At 58.2% G+C, this 15,601-nt stretch carries 15 protein-coding genes; 8 read left to right on the top strand and 7 right to left on the bottom strand.

From position 1 onward, the window contains the following. The first annotated feature begins 4 nt into the window (after positions 1-4). Complete coding sequence (locus ACZ5RG_RS08195) at positions 5-775, top strand: tRNA-uridine aminocarboxypropyltransferase (protein WP_464446785.1); 771 nt, start codon at positions 5-7, stop codon at positions 773-775. Positions 776-805: 30 nt separating this feature from the next. Then, the gene (locus ACZ5RG_RS08190; protein WP_464446784.1) at positions 806-1,684 is read left to right on the top strand and encodes a pirin family protein; all 879 of its coding nucleotides are present in this window, start codon (positions 806-808) and stop codon (positions 1,682-1,684) included. Positions 1,685-1,702: 18 nt separating this feature from the next. On the opposite strand, the gene ACZ5RG_RS08185 is transcribed toward ACZ5RG_RS08190, so the two are convergent. The 7 genes from ACZ5RG_RS08185 to ACZ5RG_RS08155 form a co-directional block, all read right to left on the bottom strand. After that, positions 1,703-2,350: a 2-dehydro-3-deoxy-6-phosphogalactonate aldolase gene (locus ACZ5RG_RS08185; protein ID WP_464446783.1), complete on the bottom strand. Its 648-nt coding sequence runs from the start codon at positions 2,348-2,350 to the stop codon at positions 1,703-1,705. Beyond that, positions 2,347-3,270: a 2-dehydro-3-deoxygalactonokinase gene (locus ACZ5RG_RS08180; protein ID WP_464446782.1), complete on the bottom strand. Its 924-nt coding sequence runs from the start codon at positions 3,268-3,270 to the stop codon at positions 2,347-2,349. Before ACZ5RG_RS08180 ends, ACZ5RG_RS08185 begins: the two co-directional genes overlap by 4 nt. Further along, on the bottom strand, positions 3,267-4,238 hold the full coding sequence (locus tag ACZ5RG_RS08175) for a sugar kinase (protein ID WP_464446781.1): 972 nt from the start codon (positions 4,236-4,238) through the stop codon (positions 3,267-3,269). The genes ACZ5RG_RS08180 and ACZ5RG_RS08175 overlap by 4 nt, the downstream gene beginning before the upstream one ends. Further along, on the bottom strand, positions 4,235-5,239 hold the full coding sequence (denD, locus tag ACZ5RG_RS08170) for a D-erythronate dehydrogenase (RefSeq protein ID WP_312259701.1): 1,005 nt from the start codon (positions 5,237-5,239) through the stop codon (positions 4,235-4,237). Before denD ends, ACZ5RG_RS08175 begins: the two co-directional genes overlap by 4 nt. A gap of 325 nt (positions 5,240-5,564) precedes the next feature. Then, a complete protein-coding gene (locus ACZ5RG_RS08165; RefSeq protein ID WP_464446780.1) occupies positions 5,565-7,313 on the bottom strand; it encodes an IlvD/Edd family dehydratase in 1,749 nt (582 codons plus the stop codon). 69 nt (positions 7,314-7,382) lie between these two features. Next, a complete protein-coding gene (gene dgoD, locus ACZ5RG_RS08160) occupies positions 7,383-8,531 on the bottom strand; it encodes a galactonate dehydratase (RefSeq protein ID WP_464446779.1) in 1,149 nt (382 codons plus the stop codon). A gap of 12 nt (positions 8,532-8,543) precedes the next feature. After that, positions 8,544-9,311, bottom strand: coding sequence for a FadR/GntR family transcriptional regulator (locus tag ACZ5RG_RS08155; protein ID WP_464446778.1), 768 nt, complete (start codon positions 9,309-9,311; stop codon positions 8,544-8,546). Positions 9,312-9,446: 135 nt separating this feature from the next. Between ACZ5RG_RS08155 and ACZ5RG_RS08150 the strand changes: the two genes are divergently transcribed. The 6 genes from ACZ5RG_RS08150 to ACZ5RG_RS08125 all read left to right on the top strand — a co-directional run bounded on the left by ACZ5RG_RS08150 (position 9,447) and on the right by ACZ5RG_RS08125 (position 15,564). Beyond that, the gene (locus ACZ5RG_RS08150) at positions 9,447-10,229 is read left to right on the top strand and encodes an SDR family oxidoreductase (protein WP_464446777.1); all 783 of its coding nucleotides are present in this window, start codon (positions 9,447-9,449) and stop codon (positions 10,227-10,229) included. A 35-nt stretch (positions 10,230-10,264) separates the two neighbouring features. Beyond that, a complete protein-coding gene (locus ACZ5RG_RS08145) occupies positions 10,265-11,512 on the top strand; it encodes an enolase C-terminal domain-like protein (RefSeq protein ID WP_464446776.1) in 1,248 nt (415 codons plus the stop codon). Positions 11,513-11,588: 76 nt separating this feature from the next. Continuing rightward, a complete protein-coding gene (locus tag ACZ5RG_RS08140; protein WP_464446775.1) occupies positions 11,589-12,605 on the top strand; it encodes a TRAP transporter substrate-binding protein in 1,017 nt (338 codons plus the stop codon). A gap of 33 nt (positions 12,606-12,638) precedes the next feature. Further along, positions 12,639-13,193: a TRAP transporter small permease gene (locus ACZ5RG_RS08135; RefSeq protein ID WP_464446774.1), complete on the top strand. Its 555-nt coding sequence runs from the start codon at positions 12,639-12,641 to the stop codon at positions 13,191-13,193. A 19-nt stretch (positions 13,194-13,212) separates the two neighbouring features. After that, positions 13,213-14,493, top strand: coding sequence for a TRAP transporter large permease (locus tag ACZ5RG_RS08130; protein ID WP_464446773.1), 1,281 nt, complete (start codon positions 13,213-13,215; stop codon positions 14,491-14,493). Between the two features lie 39 nt (positions 14,494-14,532). Further along, a complete protein-coding gene (locus tag ACZ5RG_RS08125) occupies positions 14,533-15,564 on the top strand; it encodes a DctP family TRAP transporter solute-binding subunit (RefSeq protein ID WP_464446772.1) in 1,032 nt (343 codons plus the stop codon). Positions 15,565-15,601 lie beyond the last annotated feature (37 nt).

The raw sequence follows: 15,601 nt of genomic DNA, 5'->3' as shown, positions 1-15,601 counted from the left end.
GCCCATGCCTGTCGCAGTGCCTGTCGCCGTGCCTGCATCACGTTCTGCGCTGGAACCCCATGCCGTTTCGCGCCTGCGCACCGCGCGTCTGGCCCGAAGCGCCAAACCCTTCATGGCCCGTGGTGGCATCAAGGGCGAGCGCTGCCCCGGTTGTCGTTTGGTGCCCAGCCATTGCTTGTGTGACGTGCGTCCCGAAGTGCCGACGACGTCAGGCATGTGTTTGCTGATGGCCGACATCGAACCGCTCAAGCCCAGCAACACCGGCTGGCTGATTGCCGATGTGGTGCACGACACCTTTGCTTTTGGTTGGGCCCGCACCGAAGTCGACCCTGCTCTGCTGGCGCTGCTGGCCGATCCCCAGTGGCAACCTTATGTGGTGTTTCCGGGTGAGTTTGTTGCGCCCGAGCGTGTGGTGCACTCGGTACCAACCACGCCATCAGGCAAGCGGGCACTGTTCATTTTGCTTGACGCTACTTGGCCCGAGGCGCGCAAGATGTTCCGCAAAAGCCCGTACCTGAATGCCTTGCCTGTGCTCAGCCTGAACCCTGAACAGGTCTCGCGCTACCAGCTGCGCCGCTCGCGCCGTGATGACCATTTTTGCACCAGCGAAGTCGCATCGCTTTGCCTGGAGCTGGCAGATGAATCCCATGCCGCACACACCTTGCAGGCCTATCTGGACGTGTACACCCACCATTACCTGCAAGCCAAACACCAGTTGCCGCCTGACTTGAACGGGCCTGCGCATTCACAGTTACGAGCATTGAATCTGGCGTGAACCGCCCCCTTAAGTTGAAAGGAGACCTTTGTGTCCAACAATGCATCTACTCACCCAGTCGTCATTGCCCGCACGGTCGAGCGCCTGGTCATTGGCCAGGCCACATCCGATGGCGCAGGCGTCAAGCTCAGCCGCATCCTCACACAAGATTTGCAGCACCGGCTTGACCCATTTTTGATGCTCGATGCCTTTGGCAGCGACAAGCCCGATGACTACATTGCCGGTTTTCCTGACCACCCGCACCGGGGCTTTGAAACCGTGACCTACATGATTGCTGGGCGCATGCTGCACCGCGACAGCGCGGGCCACGAAGGCCTGTTGCAAAACGGCGGCGTGCAATGGATGACCGCAGGCCAAGGCGTGATCCATTCCGAAATTCCGCAGCAAACCGATGGCGTGATGGAGGGCTTTCAGCTGTGGCTGAACTTGCACAGCTCAGAAAAGATGAACGCCCCTTGGTACCGCGATTTTCAAAACGACCAGCTGCCGCAGTTCCAAACGCCTGAGGGCGTGGCGGTCACGGTGATCGCCGGGGCCAGCCACAGCGTGCAAGGCGCGGTCAGCCGCGAGATCACCCAACCGGTTTATCTGGATGTGCACATGCCCCAAGGCACGCGCTTTGAGCAGACGCTGCCCGCTGGGCACAACGCCTTTGTGTACGTGTACCGGGGAGAAGTCAGCATCGCAGGGCAAACCGTGCCCGTGCAGCGCATGGCGATTTTGGCCAACACGGCTCAATCCGACGGGGTGGTCATCGAGGCCAGCGCCGATGCCAAGCTCATCTTGGTGGCGGGCCAACCGCTCAAGGAGCCCATCGTTCAATATGGCCCGTTTGTGATGAACACCAAAGAAGAGATCTACCAGGCTTTGGCCGATTTTCGGGATGGGCGCTTGGGCGAAAAAGCCTGAGGGGTGGCGTGTGAGGCGTCAGGCCTTGAACGCGCGTACGAATTCGGCGGCGTTGTCACGCACCTGCTGCGCAGAACGCCCCGGCGCGTACAAGGCCGAGCCAAGGCCAAACCCGCTGGCCCCAGCGCTTTGGTAAGCGGCCATGTTGCCGGGCGTGATGCCACCGACTGGCATCAAGGCGGCTTCTGGGGGCAGCACGGCCCGAAGGGCTTTGACGGTGGCCGGTGAAATCATTTCGGCTGGGAACAGTTTGAGCCCGTGTGCCCCCGCATCGAGTGCCGCAAAAGCTTCGCTGGGTGTGGCCACACCAGGCAGCACCACCATGTTCAGGGCCAAGGCTTGCGCCACGACCGCAGGGTTGAAGTTGGGGGCCACGATCAAGCGGCCCCCGGCTGCGTGCACGTCTTTGACATGCTGCGCGTTCAGCACTGTGCCTGCGCCAATCAGGGTTTGCGGAAATTGCTGCGCCAGCGCGGCGATGCTTCGCAAAGGCTCGGGCGAGTTGAGCGGCACTTCGATGATGGCAAAGCCGCTGGTCACCAACGCTTCGCCGATGGCCGGTGCCTCTGCGGGCGTGAGGCCGCGCAGGATGGCGATCAGGGGCAGTTGGGTCATGGCTTGTGCCAAGAGCGCATGCGGGGTGGATGTGGGGTTCAAGGTGTTCATGGCGTGCGCGTTAAATTGACGGCCAAGGCATGCAAACCTGCCCAAGTGGCTTCGGCCCCCCGCCGCTGGCAGGTCAAGCCCAAATGTTGCAGGGCGAGGGTGTAACGCCGCGTGAGGGCATCGCTGCCCATCAAAATCAATGGGGCTGCATTGGCCTTGTTGGCTGTATCGACCTGTGTGCGCAGCTCTTCGCCAATCAGCAAGCCCGACAAATAGCTAGGCAGAACAGCTGCGCTCATGCGTTCAAACAAGCCCAGTGTGCGCACCGCAAACAGTTTGTTGAGCACGCTGCCCGCTTGCTGGCTTTGGTCTATACCGCGTAAGAAAGCCGTTTCATCAAAAGCACCGTTCAAGTCCAGCGTCTTGCCCAAAATTGAATGCTGGCTCATCAGGGCAAACACCTCACCCGTCATGAAGGTCTGGAAACGCGTGACGCGGCCGCCTTGCACTTGCGCCCACTTACTGTGTGTGCCGGGCAGCACCAGTGTGGCGCTGTCGCGGCCTGCCAGTTGCAGTGCCCCAAAAATTTGCACTTCTTCGCCACGCATCACGTCGGGAATGTTCAAAGGGCCGCCCGACATGCAGCTCAAGCCGGGCACCAAGGCGATCCGATCGGCTTGCAGCCACAAAAGGTGTTGACCCAGTTCGTCAAAGCCAGCGGGGCAGGGGCAGTAGGGCGCTTCTTGCCAGCCCTGTCGGCTGCCTGCCATGCCCGATATCAGGCATAGCGCATGGGGCGAGTCCATCCAGTCGCCAAAGAGGTCATTGAACACGGCTTCAAACTGACCAGGTGGCACGCTCAGGATGCCTCGTGCAAATTCACGCGATTCAAGCACCTGACCGGCGGGCCCAAGGCGCGCACCACGCAGTGAAGTGGTACCCCAGTCGATGGCGATCAAGGCGCGCTGGGCGAGGTTCATGCTTGGGGGGCTTTCGCCGAGCTCAGCACCTTCAGCACGGCTTCACGTTGCGGCAAGGGCGCGACCGCGCCGTAACCTTGCACAGACAAAGACGCTGCAACGTTGGCGTAAGCGGTGGCGTCCCACAAGGATTGGCCACACGACAAACGCGCCAGCAAGTTGCCCGCAAAACAATCACCTGCACCTGTGGCGTCCACGGCCTGAACTGCATGGCCGGGCACCAGGCGCTGCTGATGCCCGTCGCTGGCCAGGGCACCGTCGGCGCCTAGCTTGAGCACCACTTGTGCTGCGCCTTGGGCGTGGCTCCAGCCGATGATGTCTTGCGCTTGCGTGAGGCCGGTGAGCGCCGTCATGTCTTCCATGCTGGGCAAAAACAGATCGCACAGGCTGACCGCGTGGCGCATGCAGGCTTGAGCGCGGTCGAGTGGCCAGAGCGACAAACGCAAATTGGAGTCGAGTGCCACTTGCGTGCCAGCGGTGCGGGCATGGCGCATGGCCGCAAAGGCCGCGTCGCAGGCCGATGCCGAAATGGCCAATGAAATCCCTGACAGGTGCAGCCACTGGCTTTGAGCAATGGATTCGCCCCAGTGCTGCGCCACATCTTGCACTTGCATGCGGCTGGCGGCTGATCCGGCGCGGGCGTAGCTGAAGTGGTGGCCCTGCGCATCGTGACTCACAAAGTACATGCCCGTGGGCGCTTGGGCGTCGCGCACCACGGCGGTGGTGTCGACGTTTTCGCGCTGCCACAAATCCATCAGGCGATCTCCCCAGCGGTCTGTGCCCAAGCGGCTGAGGTAGGCCACACGGGCACCCGCGCGGGCGGCGGCAATGGCGGCGTTGCTGGTGTCGCCGCCGAAGCCTTGCAGGTACATGGGTGGTGCGTCAACTGGCTGGTTTTTGGTCTGGTTGAACTCGACCATGGCTTCGCCCAAGGCGACGATGTCGAGTGCTTTGATGGAGGTTGTCACTTCAAACCGTTCAAGGCTTCGGCAGGGTAACCGGGCCGGGTTTTGCAGTCTGCGATGTACTGTTCGATGATGGCCTCGAAGCTGGCATCGGCTTTCAGGCCCAGGGCATTGGCGCGGTCAAAGGTCGAACCCTTGGCCCAGTTGGCCACAATGCCCGCAACGCGTTCATCGCGTTCAAACTTCACGCGTGCGCGAACGGTCGGGCCCGCCACTTTTTCAAGCGCAGCCAGCATGTCGCTCACCTTCACATTCAGGCCCGGCAGGTTGAGTGCCATGCGCCCACCCAGAGCTTCACGGCTGGCTTCGAATACGGTGATCAGGCCGTGGATGGTGTTGCCCGGCGATGACACGGGGTGCGATACATCCGGGTCCACCGGGCAGGTGGTATCGGTGCCCGCCAGAGGCTCGCGGATGATGCCGCTGAAAAACGAGGACGCCGCGCCATTGGGTTTGCCGGGGCGCACTGTCACCGTCATCAGGCGTGCTGCACGGCCGTCGATGAAGCCTTTGCGGGTGTAGTCGGCCACCATGTACTCGATCATCAGCTTGTGCGTGCCGTAAGAGGTTTGCGGCGTGGGCAAGGTGGTGTCGGTCACGCGTTCTGGCATCGGGTTGCCTACGTCGGGGCCGAACACCGCCACCGAGCTGGCAAATACAAAGCGCGATGCTTTGCCCGATGCCCGAATGCTGTCCAGTAGCAAGCGGCTGCTGTCTACGTTGGAGCGCAGGCCCAGATCAAAGTCGAGTTCGCATTCGCCCGACACGGCCGATGCCAAATGAAAAACGCCGTCAAAGCCGCTCTTGAACAAATCGCCTTGTTCCAGCATGGGGCCAGCGTGGCCCTTCACGCGCGGATCGGCCAGCAGGTCGGCAGGGGCCGGGAAAAGGTCGGCAATGACCAGTTCGCTCACGCTTTGGCCATTTAATTGACCACGTTTCAAAATTTCACGGGCCAGGCGGGCACCTATAAATCCGGCACCGCCGGTGATCAAAATACGCATAAAAATTCTCCTGAATGAGGGAACGAATAAGGGGTATCAAAACCCGGATGTCATACCGGGCTTGATCGGTTCAACGTATCGGGCTGTCATGCCGGGCTTGATCGGCTTAACGAACCGGTCTGTCATGCCAGGCTTGATCGGGTTAACGTACGGGTCTGTCATGCCGGACTTGATCCGGCATCCATGGTGGTGCACAGATGGATCCCGGGTCAAGCCCAGGATGACAAAGTCATTGGAGCCGGGGATGACAAAGTCATTAGAGTTCACGATGACAAAGTCATTGGAGTCCGGGATGACAACGTCATTGGCGCTCGGGACGACCATCTCAATGGTTGTCTTTGGGCACGGCTGCGCCGCGTTGGCCAACCAGAAAGTCCATGTCGGCGCCTTCGTCGGCTTGCAGCACATGGTCGATGTAGAGCTTCCAATAGCCCGACTGCATGGCAGGTGCTGGCTTTTCCCACAAAGCCAATCGGCGCGCCAGCTCTTCGTCACTGATGAGCAGTTGCAGCTTGCGCTCGGGCACGTTGAGTTCAATCATGTCGCCGTTTTGCACCACGGCCAGCGGGCCACCGGCAGCGGCTTCGGGCGTGGTGTGCAGCACCACGGTGCCATAGGCGGTGCCGCTCATGCGGGCATCGCTGATGCGCACCATGTCGGTGATGCCTTTGCGCAGCACCTTGGGTGGCAGTGGCATATTGCCCACTTCAGCCATGCCGGGGTAGCCCTTGGGGCCGCAGTTCTTGAGCACCAAAATGCAGTTTTCGTCCACATCCAGGCTCTCGTCGTCGATGCGCTTGTGAAAGTCATGGCTGTCCTCAAACACCACGGCACGCCCGGTATGCACCATGAGCGCAGGCGTGGCCGCGCTGGGCTTGATGACCGCGCCACGCGGGGCCAGGTTGCCACGCAAGATGGCGATGCCCGCTTTTTCCTTGAAGGGTTCGTCGAACTTCTTGATCACGCGCGGGTCGTAGTTCACTGCGCTGGCAATGTTCTCGCTGACGGTCTTGCCGCTCACGGTCACGATGTTTTTGTGCAGCAGGTGTTCGATCTCTTTCATCACCACCGGCAGGCCACCGGCATAACAGAAGTCTTCCATCAGGTGCTCGCCAGACGGCTGCAGGTTCAACAGGCATGGCAACTCGCTGCCCAGTCGTTCAAAGTCGTCCACAGTCAGCTTGAGGCCCAAGCGGCCGGCAATGGCGATCAGGTGGATCACCGCGTTGGTCGATCCGCCAATGGCCGCCAGGGTGCGGATGGCATTTTCGAACGCTTCACGGGTCAGCACTTGGCTGATGGTCTGGTCGGTGTGCACCATCTCGACGATGCGGCGACCCGATTCCCGGGCCAGCACATTGCGGCGTCCATCGACGGCGGGGAAGGTGGCGTTGCCCGGCAAGCCGATGCCCAAGGCCTCGACCATGCTGGCCATGGTGCTGGCGGTGCCCATGGTCATGCAATGGCCGTGGCTGCGGTGCATGCAGCTTTCGGCTTCAAAAAAGTCCGTCAGTTTGAGCGTGCCTGCACGAACCTGCTCGCTCATGCTCCATACGCCAGTACCCGATCCGAGTTCTTGCCCGCGCCATTTGCCATTCAGCATGGGGCCACCCGAGACGCCAATGGTGGGTAAGCCAGCGCTCGATGCGCCCATCAGCAAGCTGGGCGTTGTCTTGTCGCAGCCCATGAGCAGCACCACGCCGTCAATCGGGTTGCCGCGGATGGACTCTTCGACGTCCATGCTGGCCAGGTTGCGGTAGAGCATGGCGGTGGGGCGCAGCAGGGTTTCGCCGAGCGACATGACCGGGAATTCGAGCGGGAAGCCACCGGCCTCGTACACACCGATCTTGACCTGCTCGGCCAGCGTGCGGAAGTGCGAATTGCAAGGGGTGAGTTCGCTGAAAGTGTTGCAAATGCCAATGACGGGGCGACCGTCAAACTGGTCGTGCGGAACGCCCTTGCCCTTGACCCAACTGCGGTAGGCAAAGCCATCGCGGTCTTGACGGCCAAACCATTGCTGGCTGCGGAGCTCTTCGGGTTTTTTGCGGGGCAGATCGTCAGATTCTTTGCTCATTTTGAGGTTCGCAGTCTTGCTGTTTGAATGTTGATAGGGTGGGTTTTGGAGCCGATTTTCAGATGTTGATCACCATTCAGCAAAGCTGCCGTCGGTGTGTCGCCAAACGGGATTGCGCCAGCGGTGTCCTTTTTGTGCACGTTCACGCACGTAGTCTTCATTGACGTCGATGCCCAGACCCGGGCCTTTTGGAATGCCTACCATGCCATCTTCGTAGGCAAAGACTTCCCTGTTGGTCACGTAGTCGAGCAAATCGTTCGAACCGTTGTAATGAATGCCCAAGCTTTGCTCTTGAATGAATGCGTTGTAGCAAACCGCGTCGAGCTGCAAATTGGCCGCCAGCGCAATCGGTCCCAGCGGGCAGTGCAAGGCCAACGCAACGTCATAGGCTTCGGCCATGCTGGCGATCTTGCGGGTTTCGGTGATGCCTCCTGCATGCGAGGGATCGGGCTGAATGATGTCTACATAGCCTTCGGACAGAATCCGTTTGAAATCCCAGCGTGAATAAAGCCGCTCACCCAACGCAATGGGCGTGGAGGTCAGTGGGGCGATTTCCTTGAGCGCCTCGTAATGCTCGCTGAGCACGGGTTCCTCGATGAACATCAGGCGGTACGCTTCGAGTTCTTTGACCAGTACTTTGGCCATCGGCTTGTGCACGCGCCCGTGAAAATCCACGCCGATACCCACGTTGGGTCCAACGGCCTCGCGCACGGCCGCCACGTTTTGCAGGCAACGGTCTACCTTGTCGAAAGTGTCCACGTATTGCAATTCTTCGGTGCCGTTCATCTTCACTGCTGTAAAACCGCGTTCTACAGCGGCTTTGGCCGCAGCTGTCGTTTCGCTGGGGCGGTCGCCGCCAATCCAGCTGTACACGCGAATGCGGTCCCGCACCGGGCCGCCCAGCAGATCGGCCACCGGGACACCCAAGGCTTTGCCTTTGATGTCCCACAGTGCTTGGTCGATGCCTGCAATGGCGCTCATGTGGACGCCGCCGCCCCGATAAAAACCGCCCCGGTACATCACTGTCCAGTGGTCTTCGATGTGACGCGGGTCTTTACCGATCAGGTAGTCCGAGAGTTCTTCTACGGCAGCCGCGACGGTGTGGGCGCGGCCTTCCAGCACGGGTTCACCCCAGCCGGTGATGCCTTCATCGGTTTCGATTTTGAGGAAACACCAGCGGGGGGGCACCAAAAAGGTGGTGAGTTTGGTGATTTTCATGACAAGTCTTTGTCAGGGCAGCACGGGCATGGTGTGCGAGACTGCTTTGCGTGGGCTTGTCGCACGCGCAGGCACTAATTCGCGCAGGTCTTCCTCGGCACCGGCGATCAGAATTAGCGCAGCCTGTTCAGCGGCATCGGCATCACCTCGTTCAATTGCTTCGCACAAGGCCTCGTGCAGAGGCAACGAGTGTGCAGGGCCACCGGGTTTGGTTGTAATGACATCAAAATTTACGCGCAGCAAGGCGGCCATGGCGTCTTGCATCTGACGCACAAACTGGTTGCCACAGGCCGACAAAATGATGGTGTGAAAGCTCAGGTCGGCTTTGACGTAGTCGCCCTTGCCTGCTACAGCGCGGGCCATGGCCATGTAGGCCGACCGCAGATTGCGACGGTCTTCGTCACTGGCGCGTAGTGCCGTCATGCGCACAGCTGCTGGCTCGATGATGCGTCGTATTTCCATCAGGTCACGCGAGAGGGTGGGGTCAAACACCGCCGATTGCGCACGCCAGCCGATGATGTCCGGGTCAAACAGGTTCCAGCGGGTGGGCTCCAGCACCAATGTGCCCACGCGCCGGGTGACTTCGATCAGGCCCTTGGCAGCCAATGATTTGATGGCCTCGCGGATCACGATGCGACTGAAGCCAAATCGGCTGCACAGCTCGGGCTCTGGGGGCAGCAATTGACCAGGACGAATCTTCCCACTGCAAATATCCCGCCCCAGTGCCTCCAAGACTTGCTCTTGAAAGGTGGCTCGGGGTGCGGGTGATTTGAGGTTCATAGATTGCTAATAAGGTATGACCAAAGATTTTTGAATCATTTTCAATTGCCGTAAGTATCTATCAGGAATGACGTTTGAACATCTAAGGGTTTTCTATAGGTATTTAAACGTCATACGTCATATACATTTGCGGGCATGAAATCGACCAGCTCTCCTGCATTTTTTGATCTGAGAGGCCGCACGGCCTTGGTCACTGGTTCCAGCCGAGGTATCGGCTTGGCCTTGGCCCGTGGTTTGGCCGAGTCCGGTGCCAAAGTGATCCTCAACAGTCGCCAGACTGCGGCGGTCGATGAGGCAGTGGCTGGGCTTCGGTCTCTTGGCTTGGATGTCCAAGGCGCAGCCTTTGACGTGGCCGATCAGGCCTCGGTTGATGCGGCCTTTGCCCAGTTTGACCGTGCTGGCTTGGCCATTGACATCCTCGTCAACAACGCCGGCATCCAGCACCGCCAGCCGATGCTGGATGTTTCGCTGGAAGACTGGAACCGCGTCATCAACACCAACCTCACGGCGGCTTTTTTGGTGGGTCGGGCCGCGGCGCGCCGCATGATCGACCGGGGTACCGGCGGCAAGATCATCAACATCGGCTCGCTCACCAGCGAGGCGGCACGCGCCACGGTGGCGCCTTACACGGTAGCCAAGGGCGGTATCAAAATGCTCTCTAAAGCCATGGCGGCCGAGTGGGCGCAGCACAACATTCAGGCCAACTCGATTGGCCCGGGCTACATCCTGACCGACATGAACGAGGCGCTGGTGAACAACCCTTCGTTTGACGCCTGGGTCAAAAGCAGCAACCCTGCGCAGCGCTGGGGTCGCCCTGAGGAGCTCGTGGGCACCGCCATTTACCTGGCCTCGGGCGCATCCAACTACGTCAACGGCCAGATCATCTATGTGGATGGTGGCTGGCTGTCGGTGCTCTGATTTCCTCGTCACGCATTTCATCTAAGACAAACTTCATGAGCACGCTGATCACCGACGTCAAAGTCATCCTGACCGCCCCCGAAGGCATCAACCTGCTGGTGGTCAAGGTCGAAACCAACCAGCCCGGTTTGTATGGGCTAGGTTGCGGTACTTTTGCTTATCGCCATCTGGCGGTCAAGTGCCTGATTGAAGAGTATCTGCGGCCTTTGGTGGTGGGGCGTGATGTGCACGCCATCGAAGAAATCTGGCAGCTGATGCACCAGAACGCCTACTGGCGTAACGGCCCGATCGAGAACAACGCGATCTCTGGCATCGACATGGCCCTGTGGGACATCAAGGGCAAGCTGGCCAACATGCCGCTATACCAGCTTTTTGGTGGCAAGGTGCGTGAAGCCGTGCCGATTTATCGCCACGCCGACGGCCAGGATTTGAGCGAGCTGTGCGACAACATCCAGAAGTACCGAGAGCAGGGCATCACCCACATCCGTTGCCAAAGCGGCGGTTATGGCGGTGGTGCTTATGGCGCGGCCCCGGCCCACGCGCCCAGCAATGCGCCGGACGGGGTGTACCTCGATGCGCGCAAGTACATGCGCGAAACCGTCAAGATGTTTGACGGCATCCGCAGCCGCGTGGGCTTTGATGTGGCGTTGTGCCACGACGTGCACGAACGACTCAAGCCCATTGAGGCGATCCGTTTTGCGCAATCCCTTGAGCCGTTTGACTTGTTCTTTCTGGAGGATGCCATTCCGCTTGAAGAGGGTGAATGGATTCGCCAGTTGCGAGACAAGACCAATATCCCATTGGCGCAGGGTGAGTTGTTCAACCACCCCTTTGAGTGGCGCAACCTGATCGCTGAGCGCTTGATTGATTTCATCCGCGTGCATCTGAGCCAGGTGGGTGGCATCACACCTGCCCGCAAGCTGCAGTTGTTTGCCGAGCAATACGGTGTGCGCACCGCTTGGCATGGCCCGGGCGACATGTCGCCACTGGCCCATGCGGCCAATATCCACATCGATCTGGCGTCGCGCAACTTCGGGGTGCAAGAGTGGTCAGGCACCGAGCCACCCAACTTTGTGATCCAAGAGCTCAAAGGCCCCAGAGACGCATTGCTGGATGTTTTTCCCGGCTTGCCCGAGTTTCGAAAAGGCTATGTCTATGCGAACGATTTGCCCGGTTTGGGCGTGGACATCGACGAAGCCCAAGCCGCCCAATACCCTTGTGAAAGTGGCCTCACCACCTGGACTCAGACGCGTTTGGCCGATGGCACATTGCACACCCCTTGATTTTCCCGTTGCAGCAGTGTGAGCGCTTGGGCTGGCGCTGCTGATTCATTTCAAACCACCAAGAAGGAGACATTCCATGATTCAAAAGACTTCCTCCCTGCGCCGATCCACACTGTTGGCGGCTGCTTGCCTCGCCCTTTGCTCTGGTGCGGCTTTTGCTGAGGTCAAGGCCAAAATCGGCCATGCCATGCCCGATTCCCATCCTCAAGCGATGGCAATGAACAAGTTTTCTGAACTGGCAGCCCAATACACCGGCAACAACGTGAAGGTTCAGGTTTTCCATGGCGCTGTTTTGGGCAGTGACGAGAAGCAGCTGCAAGCTGTTCAGGCTGGCACGCAGGAGCTGTACATCGGCACATTGGCCCCGCTGTCATCCAAGGTCAAGGAAGTGCAGATCTGGGATCTGCCTTTCATGTTCGCCAATGAAAAAGAAGTTTACGCAGTGCTCGATGGCGCTTCGTCCAAAACGATTTTCCAGAAAATCGAGCCCAGTGGTCTGGTCGGTCTGACTTGGACTGGCATGGGCTTTCGCAATTTGTCCAACAGCAAACGCGCTGTTACCAAACTCGAAGACGTCAGTGGCTTGAAGGTGCGCGTGATGGCCAACCCCGTGGCGCTGGAGACCTGGAAAACCATCGGCGCCAACGCTGTGCCCATGGCGTTCTCTGAAGTCTTCCCCGCACTGGAAACCAAGGCTCTGGATGGTCAAGAGAACCCGCTGGTGCACATGTACGCCAACAAGATGCAGGAAGTGCAAAAGCACATTTCCCTGACCAACCATGTGTACACCCCTGTCGCGCTGGTTGCTTCCAAAAAATTCTGGGATACCTTGTCGGCCAGTGACAAGGCCGGTGTGCAAAAAGCTGCCACCGAAGCCGGTTTGCTGCAACGCAAATACCTGGAAGAGGGCGACAAGGATGTGGTCGGTAAATTTGCCAAAGCCGGTGTGACCGTGAGCTCCGTGCCTGCAGCTGAACTCGCCCGCATTCAGGACAAAGTCAAATCGGTTGTGACCAAGTTTGCCCCGATCATTGGCGAAGATTTTGTCAAGCAGTTTTATGCCGAAATCGACAAGGCCCGTTCGGCCAAGTAAAGCCTGAACCCTGATCGTCCCGAGGATTAATCCATGAGCAAAGCAATACAAACAGTCATCGACGGCATTTTCAAAATTTTTGAAACCGTGATGGTGATCTGCATCGCCACGATGTTGGTGATGGTGTTTGGCAACGTGATGTTGCGCATTTTCTTCAACACGGGCATAGACCTGTCCGAGGAAATTCCGCGATTTGCTTTTGTGTGGATGACGTTCATCGGGGCGATTGTGGGCATGCGGAAGCATGCACACTTGGGAGTCGATGTCATCACCCAACTGCTGCCTTTGGCAGGCAAAAAAGTCTGCTGGGGCATCAGTCAATTCATCATGGCCGTGTGCTGTGGCTACATCGTGTATGGCACTTGGTTGCAGCACGAAATTCTGGAGGGCAATGCCTCACCGGTGGCTCAGATCAGCATGATCTGGGTATTTGGCGTGAGCTATTTGACCGGGACATTCATCGGCATCATGTGTCTGTTCAATTTGTACCGTTTGCTCACAGGACAGGTCGATGAGTCTCAACTGTCTGACGTGATGGAAGAGGGCATGTCGGAGATTGACGATCTGAATGCCCAAGTAACCAAGTAACGACAAGAAAAAAAATACCATGACTATCCTCGTTTTTATTGGTTCTTTGCTGGGGTTGATGGCGCTGGGCATGCCGATTGCTTTTGCCTTGATTGGTTGCGGTCTGGCGATGATGTACTACATGGGCGTTACCGATCCGCAAATCGTGATCCAGAACATGTGGGACGGCTCTAACAGTTTTCCTTTGCTGGCCGTGCCCTTCTTCATGCTGGCTGGCGAGTTCATGAATGCGGGCGGCATGACCCGCCGCATCATCAACATGGCCATGGCCTGGATCGGTCACATTCCTGGCGGTCTGGGTTATGTGGCAGTTACTGCGGCTGTGATCATGGCCTCGCTGTCGGGATCGGCCGTGGCCGATACAGCGGCACTGGCTGCCGTGTTGGTGCCCATGATGCGTAAGGCGGGCTACGACGTGAACCGTTCTTGTGGCCTGATCGCCTGCGGCGGCATCATCGCCCCGGTGATCCCGCCATCGATTGGCATGATCATTTTTGGCGTCGCTGGTGGCGTCAGCATCACCAAGCTGTTTATCGCGGGCATCGTGCCCGGTATTTTGATGGGCGTGGCCATCATGATCGCCTGGCGTTGGTCCATCAAACGCGACAAGATATCGGTCGAGCCCAAGCGCAGCATGGAAGAACGCTGGTCTGAAACCCGCAAGTCGCTGTGGGCGTTGACATTGCCCTTGGTCATCATTGGCGGCCTGAAGATTGGTTTTTTCACCCCGACCGAAGCGGCGGTCATCGCTGCAGCCTATTCGTTGATTGTCGGCTTGTTTGTTTACCGCGAGATCCATTACAAAGAGCTGTTTCATCTCTTCTACCGTGCTGCAGAGACGACAGCGATCGTGATGTTCCTGGTGGCCGCTGCCGGTGTCTCAGCCTGGTTGATCACCACAGCCAGCATCCCCCAGCAAGTCGCCGATCTGGTTCGACCTTTCATGGACAACAAGATGCTTTTGATGTTCATCCTGATGCTGATGGTGTTCATCATCGGCACTGCCTTGGATTTCACCCCCACGGTCTTGATCATGACACCCGTGTTGATGCCGGTGGTCAAGGAGGCGGGCATTGATCCGGTCTACTTTGGCGTGCTGTTCATCATCAACAACGCCATCGGCTTGGTGACACCGCCTGTGGGCACGGTATTGAACGTGGTGTGCAGCATCGCAAAAATTCCCATGTCGGGGGCGATCAAAGGGGTCATGCCTTTCATGATTGCTCAGACGACGGTCATGTTGTTGTTGATCATTTTTCCTCAGATCGTCATGTGGCCTTTGCACATGATGACTCGTTAAGCCTGAAATTTCCCCACCCCATCTAACCTAGGAGACATCATGAAAAAACCATCTCGCAGACTGCTCTCTCAATCCTTGCTGGCCTTGGCCAGTGCCACTTTGCTTTGGGGTGCTGCCCCATCGGCTGGGGCGCAAGAGGTAAAAAAGGCCAAACTTGGCCATTCATTTACCGACGCGCATCCACGTGCCTCAGCGATGAAGCAATTCGCTGCATCAGTGTCCAAGGCGACCCAAGGAAAAGTGGTTATCGAAGTGTTTGGAAATGCCACGCTTGGCTCTGAAGACAAAATGCTGATCGCTACCCAAAGCGGTGTCCAGGACCTTTACATGGGGGCTATGGCGCCTATTGCCGCTCGCAAAAAGGAAATGCAGATTTTCGATTTTCCTTTTATTTTTGGCAGCGATGCTGAGGCTGCCTTTGTTCTTGACGGCCCTGTCGGTCGCAAGATGCTCGACGGTCTTAACGACATGAGCATGCATGGCTTGGTTTGGGCGGGCGGGGCTTTTAGGAATCTTTCCAATAGCAAGCGCCCTATTGGTACCGTCGCCGAAATGAAGGGCCTTAAAGTTCGTGTGATGCCCAGCCCCATGGCGCTGGCGAGTTTCAATGCCATGGGTTTGAATGCCGTACCAATGGCGTTTACTGAGGTGTATCCCGCGTTGGAAACTAAAGCCTTGGATGGCTATGAGCATCCTTTCGTGGACATGTACGCCAATAAAATGTACGAGGTGCAGAAATACCTGACTGTTACCAATCATGTGTACACCCCTGTTGCGCTTGTGGCCTCATCAAAGTGGTGGGCAGGCTTGACGCCTGATCAGCAAACAGCGGTGCAAAAAGCTGCAGAGGAAACACGCACTTTTCAGCGCAAGGCTGAATTGGCTGATGCAAGCAACGTTGTGAGTCAGCTCAAAGCCAAAGGCATGAGCGTGACAGATATGCCTGCTGTCGAGCTCGATAAGATCCGTGTGGCAGTGCAGCCGGTACTTGACAAGAACAGCGAGGCGATTGGTTCGGAGTTTGTGCAGTCCTTCTACGCTGAGCTCAAAAAATTCCGGACACGCAAGTAAAAAAATCTTATTTAAATGTCCGTTCGTAAATTAAAAC

The organism is Limnohabitans sp. TEGF005, from assembly GCF_055394835.1.
This window is presented reverse-complemented; position numbering and strand designations above follow the sequence as displayed.